The sequence below is a fragment of the Arenibacter troitsensis genome (genome assembly GCF_900177645.1).
Taxonomy (GTDB): Bacteria; Bacteroidota; Bacteroidia; order Flavobacteriales; family Flavobacteriaceae; genus Arenibacter; species Arenibacter troitsensis.
On the sequence record NZ_FXAO01000015.1, the window covers coordinates 1 to 18303 of the forward strand.

Annotated in this window: 20 protein-coding genes and 1 rRNA gene; 6 read left to right on the forward strand and 15 right to left on the reverse strand. The window is 39.3% G+C overall.

Going from position 1 to position 18303, the window contains the following annotated elements:
- Window positions 1–174 (reverse strand): 16S ribosomal RNA (locus B9Y87_RS20960); the annotation flags it as partial.
- A 589-nt stretch (window positions 175–763) separates the two neighbouring features.
- Window positions 764–1450: a DUF4294 domain-containing protein gene (locus B9Y87_RS20970; RefSeq protein WP_085500962.1), complete on the reverse strand. Its 687-nt coding sequence runs from the start codon at window positions 1448–1450 to the stop codon at window positions 764–766.
- 105 nt (window positions 1451–1555) lie between these two features.
- Between B9Y87_RS20970 and B9Y87_RS20975 the strand changes: the two genes are divergently transcribed.
- Entirely contained in the window at window positions 1556–2644 is a 1089-nt protein-coding gene (locus tag B9Y87_RS20975; protein ID WP_085500909.1) for a M42 family metallopeptidase, read from the forward strand.
- A 79-nt stretch (window positions 2645–2723) separates the two neighbouring features.
- Window positions 2724–3272: an NUDIX hydrolase gene (locus B9Y87_RS20980; protein WP_085500910.1), complete on the forward strand. Its 549-nt coding sequence runs from the start codon at window positions 2724–2726 to the stop codon at window positions 3270–3272.
- On the opposite strand, the gene hisS is transcribed toward B9Y87_RS20980, so the two are convergent.
- From hisS to rpsF, 5 genes are all read right to left on the reverse strand, one after another.
- The gene (gene hisS / locus B9Y87_RS20985) at window positions 3267–4643 is read right to left on the reverse strand and encodes a histidine--tRNA ligase (protein WP_085500911.1); all 1377 of its coding nucleotides are present in this window, start codon (window positions 4641–4643) and stop codon (window positions 3267–3269) included. The two genes, B9Y87_RS20980 and hisS, sit on opposite strands and share 6 nt — an antisense overlap.
- Before the next feature lie 64 nt (window positions 4644–4707).
- Window positions 4708–5178, reverse strand: coding sequence for a DUF6495 family protein (locus B9Y87_RS20990; protein ID WP_085500912.1), 471 nt, complete (start codon window positions 5176–5178; stop codon window positions 4708–4710).
- A 140-nt stretch (window positions 5179–5318) separates the two neighbouring features.
- Window positions 5319–5774, reverse strand: a complete 456-nt coding sequence (gene rplI, locus B9Y87_RS20995) for a 50S ribosomal protein L9 (protein WP_085500913.1) — start codon at window positions 5772–5774, stop codon at window positions 5319–5321.
- Window positions 5775–5787: 13 nt separating this feature from the next.
- A complete protein-coding gene (gene rpsR / locus B9Y87_RS21000; protein WP_176225701.1) occupies window positions 5788–6087 on the reverse strand; it encodes a 30S ribosomal protein S18 in 300 nt (99 codons plus the stop codon).
- Between the two features lie 2 nt (window positions 6088–6089).
- Window positions 6090–6428: a 30S ribosomal protein S6 gene (gene rpsF, locus B9Y87_RS21005; protein ID WP_031444568.1), complete on the reverse strand. Its 339-nt coding sequence runs from the start codon at window positions 6426–6428 to the stop codon at window positions 6090–6092.
- 234 nt (window positions 6429–6662) lie between these two features.
- Between rpsF and B9Y87_RS21010 the strand changes: the two genes are divergently transcribed.
- Window positions 6663–7355: a LytR/AlgR family response regulator transcription factor gene (locus B9Y87_RS21010; RefSeq protein WP_031444569.1), complete on the forward strand. Its 693-nt coding sequence runs from the start codon at window positions 6663–6665 to the stop codon at window positions 7353–7355.
- A gap of 8 nt (window positions 7356–7363) precedes the next feature.
- On the opposite strand, the gene priA is transcribed toward B9Y87_RS21010, so the two are convergent.
- From priA to nadC, 4 genes are read right to left on the reverse strand one after another with little or no spacing between them, the layout of a single operon-like run.
- On the reverse strand, window positions 7364–9820 hold the full coding sequence (gene priA / locus B9Y87_RS21015; RefSeq protein WP_085500914.1) for a replication restart helicase PriA: 2457 nt from the start codon (window positions 9818–9820) through the stop codon (window positions 7364–7366).
- A gap of 13 nt (window positions 9821–9833) precedes the next feature.
- Window positions 9834–10274, reverse strand: a complete 441-nt coding sequence (locus tag B9Y87_RS21020; protein WP_085500915.1) for a DUF2147 domain-containing protein — start codon at window positions 10272–10274, stop codon at window positions 9834–9836.
- Window positions 10258–11244, reverse strand: a complete 987-nt coding sequence (locus tag B9Y87_RS21025; protein ID WP_085500916.1) for a YihY/virulence factor BrkB family protein — start codon at window positions 11242–11244, stop codon at window positions 10258–10260. The genes B9Y87_RS21020 and B9Y87_RS21025 overlap by 17 nt, the downstream gene beginning before the upstream one ends.
- Window positions 11245–12102 carry a carboxylating nicotinate-nucleotide diphosphorylase gene (gene nadC / locus B9Y87_RS21030; RefSeq protein ID WP_085500917.1) on the reverse strand — a complete coding sequence of 286 codons (858 nt, stop codon included), beginning with the start codon at window positions 12100–12102 and terminating at the stop codon, window positions 11245–11247.
- Between the two features lie 212 nt (window positions 12103–12314).
- Between nadC and rlmH the strand changes: the two genes are divergently transcribed.
- Window positions 12315–12788: a 23S rRNA (pseudouridine(1915)-N(3))-methyltransferase RlmH gene (gene rlmH / locus B9Y87_RS21035; RefSeq protein WP_085500918.1), complete on the forward strand. Its 474-nt coding sequence runs from the start codon at window positions 12315–12317 to the stop codon at window positions 12786–12788.
- Between the two features lie 157 nt (window positions 12789–12945).
- Here the strand turns inward: rlmH and serA are convergent, their stop codons facing one another.
- The 4 genes from serA to B9Y87_RS21055 all read right to left on the reverse strand — a co-directional run bounded on the left by serA (window position 12946) and on the right by B9Y87_RS21055 (window position 16950).
- Complete coding sequence (serA, locus tag B9Y87_RS21040; protein WP_085500919.1) at window positions 12946–14838, reverse strand: phosphoglycerate dehydrogenase; 1893 nt, start codon at window positions 14836–14838, stop codon at window positions 12946–12948.
- A gap of 264 nt (window positions 14839–15102) precedes the next feature.
- A complete protein-coding gene (locus tag B9Y87_RS21045) occupies window positions 15103–15804 on the reverse strand; it encodes a DUF3307 domain-containing protein (protein ID WP_085500920.1) in 702 nt (233 codons plus the stop codon).
- Window positions 15801–16412, reverse strand: coding sequence for a SatD family protein (locus B9Y87_RS21050; RefSeq protein ID WP_085500921.1), 612 nt, complete (start codon window positions 16410–16412; stop codon window positions 15801–15803). Before B9Y87_RS21050 ends, B9Y87_RS21045 begins: the two co-directional genes overlap by 4 nt.
- Before the next feature lie 85 nt (window positions 16413–16497).
- Window positions 16498–16950, reverse strand: a complete 453-nt coding sequence (locus B9Y87_RS21055; RefSeq protein WP_085500922.1) for a methyltransferase family protein — start codon at window positions 16948–16950, stop codon at window positions 16498–16500.
- Between the two features lie 110 nt (window positions 16951–17060).
- Between B9Y87_RS21055 and B9Y87_RS21060 the strand changes: the two genes are divergently transcribed.
- Entirely contained in the window at window positions 17061–17651 is a 591-nt protein-coding gene (locus B9Y87_RS21060) for a non-canonical purine NTP diphosphatase (protein WP_085500923.1), read from the forward strand.
- Entirely contained in the window at window positions 17638–18282 is a 645-nt protein-coding gene (locus B9Y87_RS21065) for a DUF4337 domain-containing protein (RefSeq protein WP_085500924.1), read from the forward strand. Before B9Y87_RS21060 ends, B9Y87_RS21065 begins: the two co-directional genes overlap by 14 nt.
- The last annotated feature ends 21 nt before the right edge of the window (window positions 18283–18303 follow it).

The window sequence follows — 18303 nt, forward strand, 5'->3', positions numbered from 1 at the left end:
ATTAATCCAAATTTCTCTGGGCTATTCCCCAGTACAGGGCAGATTCTATACGCGTTGCGCACCCGTGCGCCGGTCGCCGGCGGATAAGCAAGCTTATCCCCGCTGCCCCTCGACTTGCATGTGTTAGGCCTGCCGCTAGCGTTCATCCTGAGCCAGGATCAAACTCTTCATCGTTGATTCTTATATAAATTCGATCAACCCATAAAAGCTGTTTCCCGGCCCGTTATTTCGATTTCTTTTTCTGCACCACATCCCCGTTCCCAGGAATGTGGCACGCTGTCTTTACAATATATCAATGAACTTCTTTACTTCCTTTCGTTCGCCCTGTCTCCCAAAGCGGCTGCAAATGTACAGCCTTTTTTTAATCCGCCAAGCTTTTTTGAAAAAATATTTTTTTTCTTTTGGAAGCCCGGCAACGGAAACAAAACTATATGAACGTGGCGCTCCCAACGCCCCTTCCGCCGACTCCGTGATTCCTTCGTTAGCGGGGTGCAAATCTACCACCCTTTTTTAAATCCGCAAGGGTTTTTCAAAACTTTTTTTGCCTTTTTTTAAGGGCAACGCACAACACCCTGTCAACAAGCATATTGCGACAGGGACCTCCCGCGAAAAAGGGAAAACAATTTAACGCTTTTTCCAACAACCACAAAAAAAAGACACGTTAAAATTACTACAGGCCGCGTTGGGCCACCCCCGCACAGGGCAGAGGGCACCAAAGACATTACATAATAATTATTCAGGAAACAAAGAGAATACCCAACCCCTACTCCTTGGACTTGTTCTGATCTTTCCAGATGTTGGTAAGGGTGGCGTAATCGTATTCCAAAACGGAAGGTTGTCTTTCCAAACTAAAATCAGCAAAGGCCCTTTGCAGAATATCCTCTATAAGGTAATCCTCATGCACCAGATCGGGATGGAATTCTTCCTTAATACTAATGTTGAACATTTTAGCGGTGGTATTGTACCAGAAAGCACGCCAACCACTCCGCAACTCTTTTACCAGATCAAAAGCGGTGACCCCAGTTTGCCTGTATATCAGCTTTACCAAAATCTGCCCTTCGGTACGCGTTAATTTCTTTAATTCTTCCGAAAACTCGTCCTCAATAAATTTTTGAACCTTGCGCGTAAACCTCCTTTTATGGGAATTCTTTTTTATATGCTCCAAACTGTCGTTCAGTTCTACCAACCTTTCTGCAGCCAATTTGGCATAGGGATACACCTTCATAGTTTTTCTACGAAGAATATAATACCTTAACTTATCGTTATAGGAGGAAAATTTAAGTCTGCCAAATACATACACTTCATTTAAGGCAATGGAACTCTGAAGTACGGAATCTCCCTCCATTATTATATATTGCTGGGCCAAGGAATCCAAAGTTTCTTCTGCAACCTGCCCAAAGCCCATAAATCCCACTACACCAAAAAGTATTACTAAAAATCTTTTTCCCATTGCCACCATAAAATACAAAAGCCTTGCCAAAATTAACGATAAAGAAAGAATGATATTATTAATTAAAAGTGAATATTGTTAAGTTTGTATCCAAAATATACGTAAATGAGCGCTAAAAAGATCCTTACCAAAAAATCCATAGATTTTTTAGAGAAATATTTAAACAATGCCTCCCCTACAGGCTACGAATGGGAGGGACAAAAATTATGGATGGAGTATTTAAAACCTTATGTAGATACTTTTATCACCGACACTTATGGAACTGCCGTAGGGGTCATAAACCCAGATGCCAAATATAAAGTGGTTATAGAAGGACATTCCGATGAAATATCCTGGTACGTTAACTATATTACGGACAACGGCTTAATCTATGTTATCCGTAACGGAGGAAGCGATCACCAAATTGCCCCTTCAAAATGGGTAGACATCCACACTAAAAAAGGAATCGTAAAAGGTATATTTGGATGGCCGGCCATACACACCAGGGACAGCTCCAAAGAAGAGCCCCCTAAATTGGACAATATTTTTATAGACATAGGCGCCAAAGACAAGGCGGAAGTGGAAAAATTAGGAGTACATGTCGGCTGTGTCATCACCTATCCGGACACCTTCCAAATTCTGAACAAAGATAAATTTGTTTGTCGAGCCATAGACAACCGCGTTGGTGGTTTTATGATCGCCGAAGTGGCCCGACTCCTCAAGGAGAACAAAAAGACGCTCCCTTTCGGACTATATATAACCAACGCCGTACAAGAAGAAATTGGATTAAGGGGTGCTGAAATGATTACCCAGACCATAAAACCGAACATTGCGATAGTCACGGACGTTTGCCACGACACCACTACGCCCATGATCGAGAAAAAGAAACAAGGTCATACCGAAATTGGAGCAGGCCCAGTAATCTCCTATGCCCCGGCCGTGCAAAATAAACTTCGTGAACGAATTATTGAAACTGCCGAAACCAACAAGATTCCTTTTCAGCGCATGGCTGCTTCGAGATACACCGGTACGGATACCGATGCCTTTGCCTACAGCAATGGCGGAGTGGCATCAGTATTGATTTCCCTACCCTTGAGATATATGCATACCACCGTAGAAACAGTGCATAAGGATGATGTGGAAAACGTTATTCGGTTGATCTACGAAACACTTTTAAACATAAAAGAAGGAGAAACTTTTAGCTACTTTGAATAATCTTTACCGAAAATCCTCCCTTTTTGGGGAGGATTTTCTTTATAATATGTATTCAATCAATTATTCAATATAAGCTAACATGGATGAATTAATAGATGTACTGGATGCCGAAGGGAATTACACCGGCAAATCCATCATGAAATCGGAAGCACACAGAAAGGGAGTTTTTCACCCTAGTATACATGTTTGGCTTTATACCAAAAACGGGGAAATACTTATTCAACAACGCGCCACAAACAAAGATACCCATCCCGGACTTTGGGATGTATCCGTGGCCGGTCATATTGGGGCCGGTGAGGATGTAACCGAATCTGCCATTAGGGAAGTCCAGGAAGAGATAGGGCTTGAAATATCTAGCAAGGACCTGCTCAAAATAGGGGTATTCAAATACAGCCACCAACACCATAAAGATTTATTGGATTGTGAATTTCACCATACCTTTTTATGTGAATTGAAAGTACCCTTGGCCACGCTTGAAATGCAGGAAAGCGAAGTGGCCGATCTTAGCCTGATATCAATAGACAAATTGGAAAAGGAACTGGAAAGCAAAATACATTCCAAGAAATACGTGCCTTATGATATGGATTATTACAACACTGTGTTGAACGCCATTAAGCAACGACTATAGGCCTTTGTAAAAAAGCTCAGGGGCATCTAGGCTATATGTTTGTTGCCCCCCTTTAACCATATCCTTAACCACAAAGGAATTGCTGTCCAACTCCTGCTCCCCGATCAACACCACATAGGGAACATTCCTATTATTGGCAAATTTCATTTGTTTCTGCATCTTGGCACTAGAAGGGTACAAGTCACATTTTACACCCGCCTTCCTAAGTCGATTAACAAGTTTCAAGGAGGTCAACGCTTCCTTTTCCCCGAAATTAACACAGAGTACCTGCAAGGATTGATCAATGGTTTCAGGAAACAGTCCCAACTCTTCCAATACCAAATAAATACGGTCCAGACCAAAAGAGATCCCTACTCCACTCACATCCTTAAGCCCAAAGATGCCGGTAAGGTCGTCATAACGTCCGCCGCCACCAATAGATCCCATACTTACTCCTTCCGGAGCAGCTACTTCAAATATGGCACCGGTATAGTAATTAAGTCCCCTGGCCAAAGTAACATCTATCTTTAGGTTTGCAGATTGTAACCCCAATTCTTCAATGGTTGCAATAATAAATCTTAGCTCCCCTACTCCTTTGCTCCCCTCTTCGGAATCCTTTAACAAATCACTTAAAACCGAAAGCTGCTCCAAGTTACTTCCACTTAGCGCAAATAAAGGGGCCGCTTTTTCAATGGCTGTATCAGAAATGCCTTTTTCCCTCATTTCCTTGGAAACTCCATCAATCCCTATTTTATCCAGCTTATCCAAAGCCACGGTAAAGTCGATCAGTTTATCGCGTTCCCCGATTACCTCGGCAATCCCGGCCAATATCTTCCTATTGTTTAGTTTAACAGTTACTCCTTCCAGCTTTAAATCCGTAAAAACAGCATCGTACAACTGTACCAATTCCACTTCCTGTAACAGTGAATCTGACCCTACCACATCGGCATCGCACTGAAAAAATTCACGAAAACGGCCTTTTTGAGGTCTATCTGCACGCCATACCGGTTGGATCTGATATCGCTTAAAAGGAAAGTCGATTTCATTTTGATGCATTACCACGTAACGGGCAAAGGGCACGGTAAGATCATAACGCAGGGCTTTTTCTGAAATCCTTGAAGTAATGGCACTTGAGTCTTTAGTAGCATATAGATCATCATTCACTTTATTCAAAAAATCGCCAGAATTAAGAATTTTAAAGATCAATCGATCGCCTTCGTCACCATATTTCCCCATTAAGGTTTCAGAATTTTCAAAGGACGGAGTTTCAATAGGTTGAAAACCGTAGGTCTGAAAATGCTTTTTTACCACATCAAAAATATAATTTCTCTTATTGACTTCAGAAGGGGAAAAGTCCCTAGTTCCTTTAGGTATGGATGGTTTTTGTGCCATTGTTTATAATTCTGTTGTAAATATAATGGATTGTAGATTTTTGCCTATGCCGGATAGCATAAAATTAACCTATAAGATTATCGAACCATTGGTATAGTTCTCCTTTGGTAATTACAGCCCCCTGTTTTATTAAATTAAACTTATCCAGGTTTTTATCGGCAGAATACGCTTTGGAGGCCGTTAAATATTCTACAAAATCTGATTGATAGTTTTTTCTGAACCAAGAAAAGCCTTCTTTGGTAGTAAGATCAACATCCGGATTCATCACCTTTACGGAGATAAGCTTCATTTCCTTTTCTTCTGTATGGAATAAATGCATTTGCTGTGCGGATATATTTTCCAAGAACTTTACTTTGGATAATACTCCCTCCCAAATTAAATCGCTAAAAACATCCAGTTCCTCCTCCGCTACTTCCGGTTTTTCTTTCTTCAACTTTTCCCATTCCTCCCCTGTAATGGACTGGGTAGCCAAAAAGTTGATAAACTCTTGGTGCAACTCTTCCAACTGCTGTCTTGTTAGTCTTAAGTATTTCATTTTGCCACTAAATTTCAATAATGCCCTGCCCATGAAACCAGGGTGGACATATGGAACATTTTTTTGCTGTAAATTTTAAGGTAATTAACATAAAAAAGGCCACATAAATGCGGCCTTTCATATTACTTATCCAGATAAGATTATCCTTTTGCCTCTGCAACCACTTCAAATGGGAAATCGATTACCACATCTCTGTGCAATCTTATTTGAGCGTTATAAGGACCTGTCCTTTTTACGGCTCCACCCTGAATTGCAATATATTTCCTATCAAGAGAATGTCCAGCTTTTTCCAAAGCATCGGCCAAATCTATATTGGTGATAGATCCAAATAATTTATCTCCAGCACCAGCGTTTGCAGCAATCTTGATTTCCAATTGCTTAATGGCTTCTGCAGTCTTATTGGCAGCATCAACAATTTTCTTCTCTTTGTGAGCTCTTTGTTTTAGGTTTTCTGCCAATACTTTTTTGGCTGATGGCGTAGCTAAAGAGGCCAATCCTCTTGGGATTAGGTAATTTCTACCAAAACCATTCTTTACGTTCACCAAATCATCTTTAAAACCTAAGTTTTGTACGTCTTCCTTTAATATAAGTTCCATCGTCCGTTTCTTTTTATTTTAATAAATCGCCAACATAAGGCATTAAAGCTAAATGACGCGCTCTTTTTACAGCAACGGCCACTTTACGCTGATATTTCAAGGAAGTTCCAGTAAGTCTTCTTGGAAGCAATTTACCTTGCTCATTTACCAATTTAATCAAGAAATCAGGATCCTTGTAATCTACATATTTAATACCCGACTTTTTGAAACGACAATATTTCTTTTGAGTATTGGTCTCTATATTAAGAGGAGTAAGATATCTGATCTCTCCGTCTTTTTTACCTTTTGCTTGTTGTTCTATTGATGCCATAATCCTTACGCTTTAGCTTTTAACTTTGTTCTTCTTCTTTCTGCCCATGATACGGCGTGCTTGTCTAATTTCACAGTTAGAAAACGCATTACTCGCTCGTCCCTTCTGAATTCCAATTCGTAAGGGGCAACAACGTCGCCTTCAGCTGTAAACTCGAACAAATGGTAAAAACCACTTTTCTTGTGTTGGATAGGATAGGCCAATTTCTTTAGCCCCCAGTTTTCTTTGGCTACCATCTTGGCACCTTTGTTAATTAAGAAATCCTCAAATTTCTTAACTGTTTCCTCTATCTGAACATCAGATAGAACGGGATTTAAAATGAAAACAGTTTCGTAATTGTTCATATGTTTAAAATTTTTTAAGTGTGCAAAAGTAATTATTTTTTGTTCATATCACAAGAAAATGAAAAAATCTTCGTTATACCTAGAGAAAACATAATATTGAACTTAACCAAAAACAATTAAACTATGGTCATTGCCATTTACACAACAATTACTACAATGTTTACAACTTTAGTTGTACATCAGCGTGATTTTTAAGTACTTTGTCGATGATTTAACCCCACAAATCAACCATTTATGAAATTAAGAAGCATTATCGTGGACGACTCGTCCATGCAGCGGATGGCAGTTGCCAAACTGGTAAATAACCATCCGAATCTGGCTTTGGTAGCTGAGTACAGTAATGCCATTGAAGCTAAGAACGGCATCAAAAACAATGAAATCGATTTAATTTTCTTAGATGTAGAGATGCCCATTATCACCGGATTCGACCTATTGGAATCCTTGGATAACAGTCCTCAGGTAATTTTGATCACCGGAAAACCCGATTATGCCCTTAAAGCATTCGATTACGATGTAACGGATTACCTTCACAAACCTATTACCCTTTCACGTTTTGACGCATCCGTAAAGCGGGCCGTAGCGAAATACGAGCAAATCAATAAGGTAACGGAAGACGAAGAACACATATTTGTTAAGAGCAACCTAAAGAAAAGAAAGGTTATTTTAAACGAGATAAAATGGATCGAAGCCTTGGGCGACTACATAAAACTAGTTACGGATGAGGCCAATATCGTAATTTTATCAACAATGAAATCTTTTGAAAAACAGTTGCCGGAAGATAAGTTTTTGAGAATTCACAAATCCTATATTGTCAACTTGGAGAAGGTAGAGAAATTTAATAGTAAAAATGTAGAAGTTAGTGGAAAACAAATACCTCTAAGTAGAAATAAGAAAACTGAATTAGCAGAGGCTCTGAATAATTTTTAGATAGTTAGTTATATGTGATCCACATTGTAGATTACCCTAACGCCTCTGTAATAGGAAATAGCATTAAAGGATTTTTCAATTCTTTTAATGCTATTTTTTGTTTTTACCAAGGAGTAATTTTCCCCTATCTTGACAATAACATTCTTAATGTATTGATTTCGGATTCTTGCCACAGGGGGGTATTCCGGTCCCAATACGTTTCCGCCAAAACTATTTCTCAACGATTTGGCAAACCATTCTGCAGCCTCATTAAGTTTATTGTAATCCTTGTGCTTAAACGTAATCTTAATAATTCTGTTTATTGGGGGATACTTATACTGTTGCCTTTCATAAATCTGTTCCTGGAACATTTCTAAATAATCATTGGTGGTTACCTGCTGTAAAATCCTATGATTGGGGTTGTAACTCTGTATAATTACCTTACCTCTTTTCTTGGTCCTCCCTGCCCTACCGGCCACTTGGGTAAGCAACTGAAAGCTTCGTTCGTGGGCCCTAAAATCAGGGAAATTCAACAAAGAATCCGCGTTCATGATTCCTACCAGGTTTACATTCCTAAAATCCAACCCTTTGGTAAGCATTTGGGTTCCAACAAGGATGTCTATTTCCTGTTGCTCAAAGGAGGTGATAATCTTTTCATAACCATGTTTCCCTCTAGTGGTATCCAAATCCATTCTACCAACATTGGCCTTTGGAAACAAGGTATTCAGCTCCTGTTCTACCTGCTCGGTCCCAAAACCTTTGGTATCCAAGGTAGCATTGCCACAAGCCTGGCACGTTTCCTGAAGGGCTATATGATAACTGCAATAGTGACATCGCAATTGTTTTCTGTGCTGATGATAGGTTAAACTTACGTCGCAATTTGGACATTGGGGGGCATGCCCGCAGGTAGTACATTCCATGATGGGCGCATACCCACGTCTATTTTGAAAGAGAATAACCTGCTCCCCATTATCCAAGGTTTCAGTAATTTCCTCCAATAGTCGCTCCGAAAAATGCCCTTTCATCCTTTTTTTTCTGGACTGCTCCTTTATATCTACCAATTCCATGTCCGGCATAAGTACATTTCCATATCTTCTTTCTATATGGGCATAGCCGTACTTGCCAACCTTTACATTATAAAAGCTTTCTACGCTTGGTGTGGCGGAACCTAAGAGGATATCACTGCCATGCAAATTACCCAAGACTATGGCAGCGTCCCTTGCATGATATCTTGGGGCCGGGTCATATTGCTTAAAGGAGCTTTCATGCTCCTCATCCACAATTACCAATCCCAAATCATTAAAAGGCAAAAACAACGCAGACCTAGCCCCTATGACTATCTGGGCAACCGGCTTATTCTCCAAGACATTGTTCCAGACCTCAACCCTTTCCTGCACATTATACTTGGAATGGTATACGGCTACTTTTTCTCCAAAATAAGCCTGTAATCTAGAAATTAACTGGGTAGTAAGGGCAATTTCAGGAAGCAAATAAAGCGCTTGTTTTCCTTGGTTTACATATTCTTCGATCAGCTTAACATAGACCTCTGTTTTTCCGGAAGAGGTTACGCCATGCAAAAGTACTACCTTGTTATCCTTAAAAGAACCTTTTATATCCTTGAGAGCCTCCTTTTGAAAGTCGTTTAAAGATTTTAAGGTTTCCGTTTCATCACCTCCTTCGTACACCACTCTATCTGTCTGAACAAATTGTTCCTCCAAAATACCCTTATCTATCAAGGTCTTTATGATTGCACTGGAACTATTACTGGCATTTTCCAGATCGCTCACTTTAACGGGCTTTTTGGTTACCGCTTGTAATTGAAACAAGGTCAATACCACTTGACTCTGTTTAGGGGCCCTGGTCATGCCATTCAACAAGGCCTCCAAATTCTCTTCGGACCTATGGCTTTTTCCCAGTTGAACATATCTCACCAATTTGGGCTTGTATTGCTCATACATCTCTTCCTTAAGAAAGATGATATTCTTTTTGAGCAACCTATTTAAGACCGGGATGATATTCTTTTTGTCCAGGATATCACTTATTTCCTGAACCCTTAATATTGATTGATGCTGCAAGGCCTCAAAAACCATAAATTCATCATCCAGCAAATCGTTTTCTTCTAGATCGGCCCTATCGTTCCTAAGTATTAAAGTTTCACTTTCCAATAATAAAGCACTGGGTACGGCCGCCCGAAAAACTTCCCCTAAAGAACACATGTAATATTGGGCCAACCAATGCCAGAACTTAAGTTGCACCTGGGTCACAACCGGATGATCTTCCAAAATTTGATCGATCTGCTTTGCTTCGTAGACTGTAGGAGGGGTGTTGTGGATTTCGAACACCAAGGCCGTATATATTTTCGACTTTCCGAAGGGAACGGCAACCCTCATTCCCGGTTTTAATAATTTCGCCTCTTCCTCGGTAACCTTATAGGTAAAGAGCTTTTCTATAGGAATGGGTAAAATAACATTGATAAAATCCTGCATATTCCCTTAAATTCTATCCTTCCACCCTTACCCAAGTCTGCGTTCGGTAGATGAAAGCCAAATATCCCCTGACCTTTAGTTCGTCCGGATTATCGGGATTTAGCCACAATTTGCACCTAAAGGTCATTGCCTGTTCGGGATCGAACAGGGTCTTGCCCTTCCATTCGCCATTGCCCACGTGCTCCACATCTTCAATTATTTTCATGCCAAGAATAGGCTGATCTTTTTTTTCACCATCACATTTTCCACAAACGGCATTTTCCTTACCTTCTTCCAAGATCTCAACAACATGACCGTACATAAGTCCGTCTTCCTCATAAATTTGAATAATAGCCTTGGGATTGCCCGTCCTGTCATCTATGGTCTTCCATTTTCCAAAGATACTTTGCGCCGAAGTAGACAAAGAAAGAAGCACAAAAACACTACACATTATCCTTTTATTCCTTCCCATCATGTTTTTCATATTTTTTTCTTAAAGAGTTTAAGGAGGCATTTAGTTCAAACCCCAGTAGCAAGATATTGGAATTTAACCAAATAAATACCAATAAAATCAATAAACCACCCAATGCCCCGTATAATTCGTTATATCGGGCAAATTTTTCCACATATACCCCAAACAAATAGGAAGTAAGGATAAATAGCAAGGTAGTCATAAGGGCCCCAGCCGAAAAAAATCTGGCCTGCCTTCCCTCCTTCGTTCCAAAATAATATAAAATAGCGGTTATGAAATAGGCCAGCAAGCCCAGAAATAAAAACTTGCCCCATTGCACCAAAATAAACTCACTTTTGTCTACCTCCAATTCTATCCCCCTATGGGTTATATCATGCAAGCCTATCAGCACATAAGCCTCAAAATAAACAAATATGACCGCTCCCAAAAGTAAAAGTATAGACAGCATCAACCCCACCATCAAGGCATAGACATATTGCTTAAAAATACTGCGATTGAGATTTACATGGTAAGAGTTTTCAAATCCCACAAAAATTGCATTCACCCCGTTGGCCATCAAAAAAATCGAGGTTATAAATGCGATGGCGGAAGACAGGACATCTCCCCTTTCCTGTGCACTGATCTGCAGGTAAATTTCACTAAAATAATCTCCCGTTGCCCTTGGTAAAAAGGATTCTAAAAAAATTAGGAATTCCGTATCAAAATTCGAATTTCCTACAGAAACATAGGGGATTATGAACGGAATTAGGGTAACCAAAAAAATCAATAAAGGAAATAGGGCCAAAAACAAACTAAAGGAAATGGAGCTTGCACGGGTAGATAAGGCACCCTTTACGATCCCCAGTACATACATCTCCATAAGGTCATAAATTGAAAGCCCTTCAAAGCCAGGCAGCTTAAGGCTTTTCATTAACCCCACGATCCAATTAACTATGGGAATCTTCTCCAGTTTACCTTCAATTTCCTGGGACATTTATACTGCTTTAAGACTGAGATCCATATTGTAAATGGAATGGGTCAAAGCACCAGAAGATATAAAATCAACTCCGCATTCCGCATATTTCCGTATGGTTTCCTCATTAATTCCGCCCGAAGATTCTGTTAGACATTTATCCCCGATCATTTTTACCGCTTTCTTGGTATCGGCAAAACTGAAGTTATCCAGCAAAATTCTATATATTCCGTTAGACTGCAATATAACCTCCACTTCTTCCAGGTTTCTAGCCTCTACGATAATTTTTAGATCCAATTTTTTGGCGGCCAGATATTCTTGCGTTTTCTGAATGGCCTTGGTGATACCACCGGCAAAATCAATATGGTTATCCTTTAACATAACCATATCGTATAGGGCAAATCTATGATTTTCACCTCCACCTATCTTTACCGCCCATTTTTCGAGCGCCCTTATTCCCGGGGTGGTCTTTCTGGTATCCAATATCTTAGTGTTGGTACCTTCCAAAAGTTTCACAAAATAATGGGTCTTGGTGGCAATAGCACTCATTCTTTGCATCCCATTGAGCACCAATCTCTCCGCCTTTAAAATACTTTGGGAACGTCCTGAAACATAAAAGGCTATATCCCCAAATTTTACCGATGCCCCATCCTTAATCAATACTTCCACGACTAAGTCACTATCTACATATTCGAAGACTTTTTTGGCAAAATCCACTCCGGCAATAATGCCGTTGTCCTTGACCAAAAGCATAGCCTTACCGCTTGCAGAGTCGGGAATACAGGCCAGCGAACTATGATCCCCATCCCCCACATCCTCACGTATCGCGTTCTTTATTATTATATCGAGTTCTTTCCTAAATTGTTCTTCTGATATCATGCACTATTTTTTCTATGCTAATTTACTAAAATGTTTCTCCAATTCCACCCTCTTCAATATTTCCTTAATTAATTAGGTGCCCCAAATAAAATAATCCTTCAAAATATTTAGTGTCCAATTATTATCAATAAGCACGATCATCATTATCACGATGTTCCATTAAGACAAAAGTTTCTTTTTGGAGATTCAAATAAGCCTATTACATTTGCCCTATGACCATAAAACTTTTAGTACTTGGGAAAACAGATAGTACTCAATTAAGCCAATTAATTGAGGAGTATCAACATAGGTTAAAACACTATATCAAGTTTGAATTGGAAATAATTCCGGACCTAAAAAACACCAAAAATCTATCTGAAAAACAACAAAAGGAAAAAGAGGGCGAGGCCATTCTTAACAAACTAAACCCTGCGGATATGCTTATACTGTTGGATGAAAATGGGAAACAGAAAACTTCCGTGGAATTCTCGGAATACCTACAAAAAAAAATGAACTCCGGCTTAAAGCAACTCGTGTTCGTCATTGGTGGCCCTTACGGATTTAGCGATGCCGTATATCAAAAAAGCCAGGGCAAGATCAGTTTATCAAAAATGACCTTTTCGCATCAAATGGTCCGATTGTTTATGGTGGAGCAACTATATAGGGCTTTTACCATTCTAAGAAATGAACCTTACCATCATCAATAAGGAAAAATGATTGAAAAAGCAGGTGCCAACCCAGTGCAGAAGCCATTCAGCTTAGCACTATATGTTCGGTTCCTAAAAAATTTCCAGTAAAAGACATAAAAAAACTGCCAAAAAAATAAATTCAAGGCAGTTTTAAGTTATGATTACCGGTTGTATCCTAATACAGCACCCTAAATTTAATAGTATTGTCTATTTTTTTAAGGGCCTTTAACACATCCTTGTTATACTCTTTGTCCAAATCGGAGATTACATATCCCACCTCGTTATCGGTAGAAAGATATTGTCCTGAAATGTTCATGTCATAACGGGCCAAAACTTCATTGATCTTCGCCATGACCCCAGGAACATTCTTGTGAATATGCAAAAATCTATGTGCATTATTCTGTTTGGGCAGTCTAATATTTGGGAAGTTCACTGCATCTACAGTATTTCCAGAATTAATATAATCCATTATTTTATTGGGAACGAAATCGGCAATATCACGTTGTGCTTCTTCCGTACTACCTCCAATATGCGGAGTTAGTATAACGTTCTCCAAACCTTTAAGCTCTGTTAAGAACTCACCATTACTTCTAGGCTCCTCAGGAAAAACATCTATGGCCGCTCCTGCAATCTTTCCACTTTTCAGGGCATTGGCCAAAGCTTCAATATCCACCACAAAGCCTCTGGATAGATTTATAAAAAGGGCACCATCCTTCATTTGGTTAATTTCCCTTTCCCCAATAAAATTCTTATTGGCCTTATTATCGTCTATGTGCAAGGTTACAACATCGGAAACATTTAATAAATCCTCCAATGTACTGCACTTGGTGGCATTACCCAAAGCCAACTGATCGCCCACATCGTAATAGTAGACACGCATCCCTAATGCTTCGGCCAATACGGACAATTGCTTTCCAATATTCCCATATCCTACAATACCGAGATTTTTACCACGCACCTCTTTGGAATTGGCGGCAGTCTTATTCCATTGACCGGCATGGATTTCGGTACTACGAGGAAAAATACTCCTCATTAACATGATAATCTCACCGATAGCCAGTTCCACTACAGACCTTGTATTGCTATAAGGCGCATTGAATACCACTACACCCTTCTTCTTGCATGCCTCCAGGTCTATTTGGGTAGTACCTATACAGAAAGCGCCAACCACCATTAATTTGTCCGCCGCAGCCAACACATTTTTGGTGACCTGCGTCTTGGAACGTATTCCGAGAACGTGCACTCCTTTTATTTTTTCGATGAGCTCTTCTTCCGTTAAACTATGTTTTAACAGCTCCACGGAAAACCCCTCCTCGGAAAGGGTGTCAAAAGCATTTTGATGGACATTTTCCAACAATAAAATCTTAATTCTATTCTTTGGGTAGGATATCTTTCTTGGCAACTTATTCACAAATAAAAATTCATCTAAATTAGGTGTAATATAGTCTGCGTTTCTCGCAGCCTTTTCTCTATGCACATTCTCGGTATAGGCGAAAAATTTATCCGCAATACCGGCTTCGCGCATTACATAGTCGCTATAACCGTCTCCAATTACCTGTACTTCCCCTTGTAAATCCAAGTTTTTCAAACAGGCAATCTTTCCATTGTGCGAGGCTAACACGTTATCCTCGTCAAATCCTATTATTTTTCCATTTTCGTCGAATCGAAATGTATTGGCATACACTCTGTCCGCAGGAATATTGTATTCGGCAACTATGGGATCTATAAACTCTTTAAAACCACAAGAAATTACATAAATATCATCGGCATAATTATGAAAAAATTCCTTGTTGGATTCTATCGACTTGGAAATCTTTTGGCGAAGTAATTGTACCAAATTGTCCAAATCGTCCTTGTGGGCATTTAATAAATTGATTCTTTTCTCCAAGGACTGGGTAAAAGAAATATCCCCGTCAATACCCAAATTGGTTATTCTTTGGATTTCACGAATAATATCGTCCTTATCCGATCTGCCATTGAGGGTAATTTCTGCCAAAACATCCAGTGCCTCTACCCTAGTTAGGGTACTATCAAAATCAAACACATATTTTCTGCCTACCGCAACCATTGAATCTGAATTTTAAGGGGCAAAAGTATGAATTAATTTTATCCAACTCCCTATTATAACGAAGAAAAGTATTCAATACATGATTTTATTCGACATATATAAGAAAATGATTTTTTTATCCTTACAAAATTATGAAATTGATAAAATTCTCCTGCAAGCTAGTCACCAAGCCAATTTACGGAACATTGATTTTTCCCACTATAGTAATATGGTTTTGACATAGACGAGATGTACCTATATCCCTGCACCGGTACAAAGTCACCTTTAGCGAACCCCAAGATAAATTAATCCTGTTAGGATGGCCAATCCAAAACTTAGCAAGGTACCGATCAATATATACTCGGTGAGCTTCCTTGAGTTACTTTCCTTAAGATCGTTGAACCTAAATACAGATTTCGCGGTAATCAACAAACCAATGGCCTCCCATCTGCCCAAAATTATAAATATCAACACAAACAAACGCTCTATAATACCAATGTACTTACCTGCATTCGGAAGGGATTTATGGTCCAATTCTATCCTGTCCGACATACCTTCCAATAATTTGGCCATAATAATGGAGGACGGATAACTGGCAAACACCACAGCAGTAACCAACGGCCAATTTATTTCCTGAATAAGACCCACGGTGTGCCCTATTATGTCAGAATTGAACGCACAGCAATACAAAACAATCAAATGAAGAACTTGGTCTATAAAAAATGGAATGGTCTTATTTTTAAAATAGGAGTTGGCATATATCTTTGACAAATCTATCATATAGTGCGAAAGGGCAATAATAACTGCCCACCACCATAATTTTATATCCCAAAGCAGAAGCATGGTTAACCCAAAGTGGATCAATATATGTAGGTACAGATATTTGGACGCCATCTTATTGGCCTCTTTGTGCACCACCCATTTAGTAGGCTGAAACAAAAAATCCCCCAAAAGGTGGGCCAATAAGAGCTTAGTAAACAACATCATATTTTAATACCCTTTAGATTTTCATCATAATACGCCAGTAATTCCAATACCAAATCCATCCGGGCCCGTTTTAATCGTTGGCTTACTGCTGATTGCCTTATTTTCAATTGGTCCGCAACCTCTTGTTGGGAAGCATTTGGTTTTGTTAGGGCTAAACTCACCATTTGTGCCGAAACAACAGACCAATCGTCCATAAAATTCAATGCAAGTTTCAACATGAGGTTCAAAGTTTTGTCCTTATCGTCATGGCCGGTGACTATGGCCAAATTAAGTTTTTGCTCTTTTAAGGTTTCAAAAATTCTTCCGGAGCGTTGGTAGGCCTTCCCATTGGACTGACTCACACTATTCCCTACAAACGTTTCGGACCCTAATCCTATCCCAATCCTTACATCCAATTTCTTGATGGATTTAATAAGGGCCTTGATCTGAATGGCCATTTTCAATGCTCTTTCAGGGGTTGTTCTTATTTGAAATTCATCTCCCCTGTAAATCTCCCAATCATTGGGCGTTTTTCCCTGACCAGCAAGATATGGCTTTAGAATATCCATCCATTCCGAGGCCGCATAGCGATCCGAATTAATAATATCCCCTGTAATTATAGCTACCATATATAAGTTAAAATGCTAATATATTTAAATATAAGCTAAAAACCTAATATTTTTACTTATAAGTCAAATCGATTATATAAAACATTTAAAACCAACGACGAACCATTACACAGTACTTTAGATACTCCTTCCCGAACATATTCGTCAACGCTTCCTCCTCGGGTATGATCTGAAAGGTATTCATATAATAAACAAACCCTGCCGCCAGAAGTGTATTAAAAGCATTTCCCAAATACAGTCCCCAGCTTAAAAGAAGGAGCAATAATGCCAAATACATAGGGTTTCTGGAATACTGATATAGGCCGCCGGTAACCAATTTAGACACTTTGGAAGGGGTACGTGGATCTATACTGGTCTTGGAACCAAAAAATTGAACCAATGAAACCACCCCAATTAGCAATGCCAGAAAAAAAAGAAAATACATTACATAATACCTCCCAAAAAAATCAAAATAACCTACTGGTAAATATGTCGCCAGAAGATACATTAACAACCCAAAAGCAAAAGTGACAACAAGGGGCGGAATTTTTAACTTCATAGAATTTAATAAAATGATAAGAAAATAAAATTACTACTTTTAGACTTTTAAAATTGGTTTGCCCCATAAGATAATCAAACCCGAACTAAAGAATTACAAAACTAGGCAAAATGCAATTGGTATTTGCAACACACAACCACAACAAGGTCAAAGAAGTACAAATGCTATTTCCCCAGGAAATAGAACTACTTTCATTAGAGGATATCGGCTGCATGGATGAGATTCCTGAAACTGCAACCGACTTGGAGGGCAACGCGATCATTAAAGCCAATTTTGTTACGGAAAATTACGGTTACCCCTGTTTCGCAGACGACACAGGGCTATTAGTGGATGCCCTGGATGGGGCACCAGGAGTGTATTCTGCAAGATACGCAGGCGAACAAAAGAATGCAGACGATAATATGGACAAATTATTGTTCCAATTGGACAAAAACACCAACAGATCGGCGCATTTTAAAACCGTTATCGCCCTAAATATCAACAAGCAGCAATTTCTTTTTAAAGGGATTGTTCAAGGCGAAATAACAACTCAAAAAAAAGGCGAAAAAGGTTTTGGATACGACCCCATTTTTAAGCCTTACGGTTATGACAAGACTTTTGCCGAATTACCACTTTCGATCAAAAACAAAATTAGCCACAGAGCCAAAGCAATAGAACAAATACTTGCATTTTTCAAAAACAGACCCCATGTCAACAAATAAACCCGAGCAAACATCCCTACCAACTCCTAGGTTATTGGAACGCACCGAGACCATTGGAGGAATACTGATTGCTGTATTTGCCGCCTTACTGGCCATTGCGGAACTGGTCAACAATAATCTGGAAGAGGAAATGATGATCGCACATAGCCAATACGTAAACTATTCCAATTGGTACCAATCCAAAAGTATTAAACAAAGTTTAAAAGAAAGTGAACTGGACTATTTGAATGCCTTGACGGAAACTGGAATAATACCCGAGGATAAAATTAGGAATATCAATACCAAAATAGCCCAGACCAAAAGCCTGGTATTAAAATACGAGGCGGAAAAAACCGAAATACTGGTGGGATCATCCAATGTTCCCAGAGAACATTGGGCTCAAGATCTGGACGGGGAAATGGGAAAAATTATAGGAATAAACGAATGGGAAAAACTTACCCAAAAATACGAAACAGCGACTAAGAAATTCGACCTGGGAAAACTATTATTTCAAATATGTATCGTACTAGGTGCAGTTTGTATAATTATTCGGGATAACAAAAAATTACAGAAAAACTTCATTGCACTCATGTTGTCGTTCGGGGCCATTGGAATTTTAATCTCCGTTTACGGTTTAATATTGGCTCCTTAAGACCCACCTAAAATAAAATAT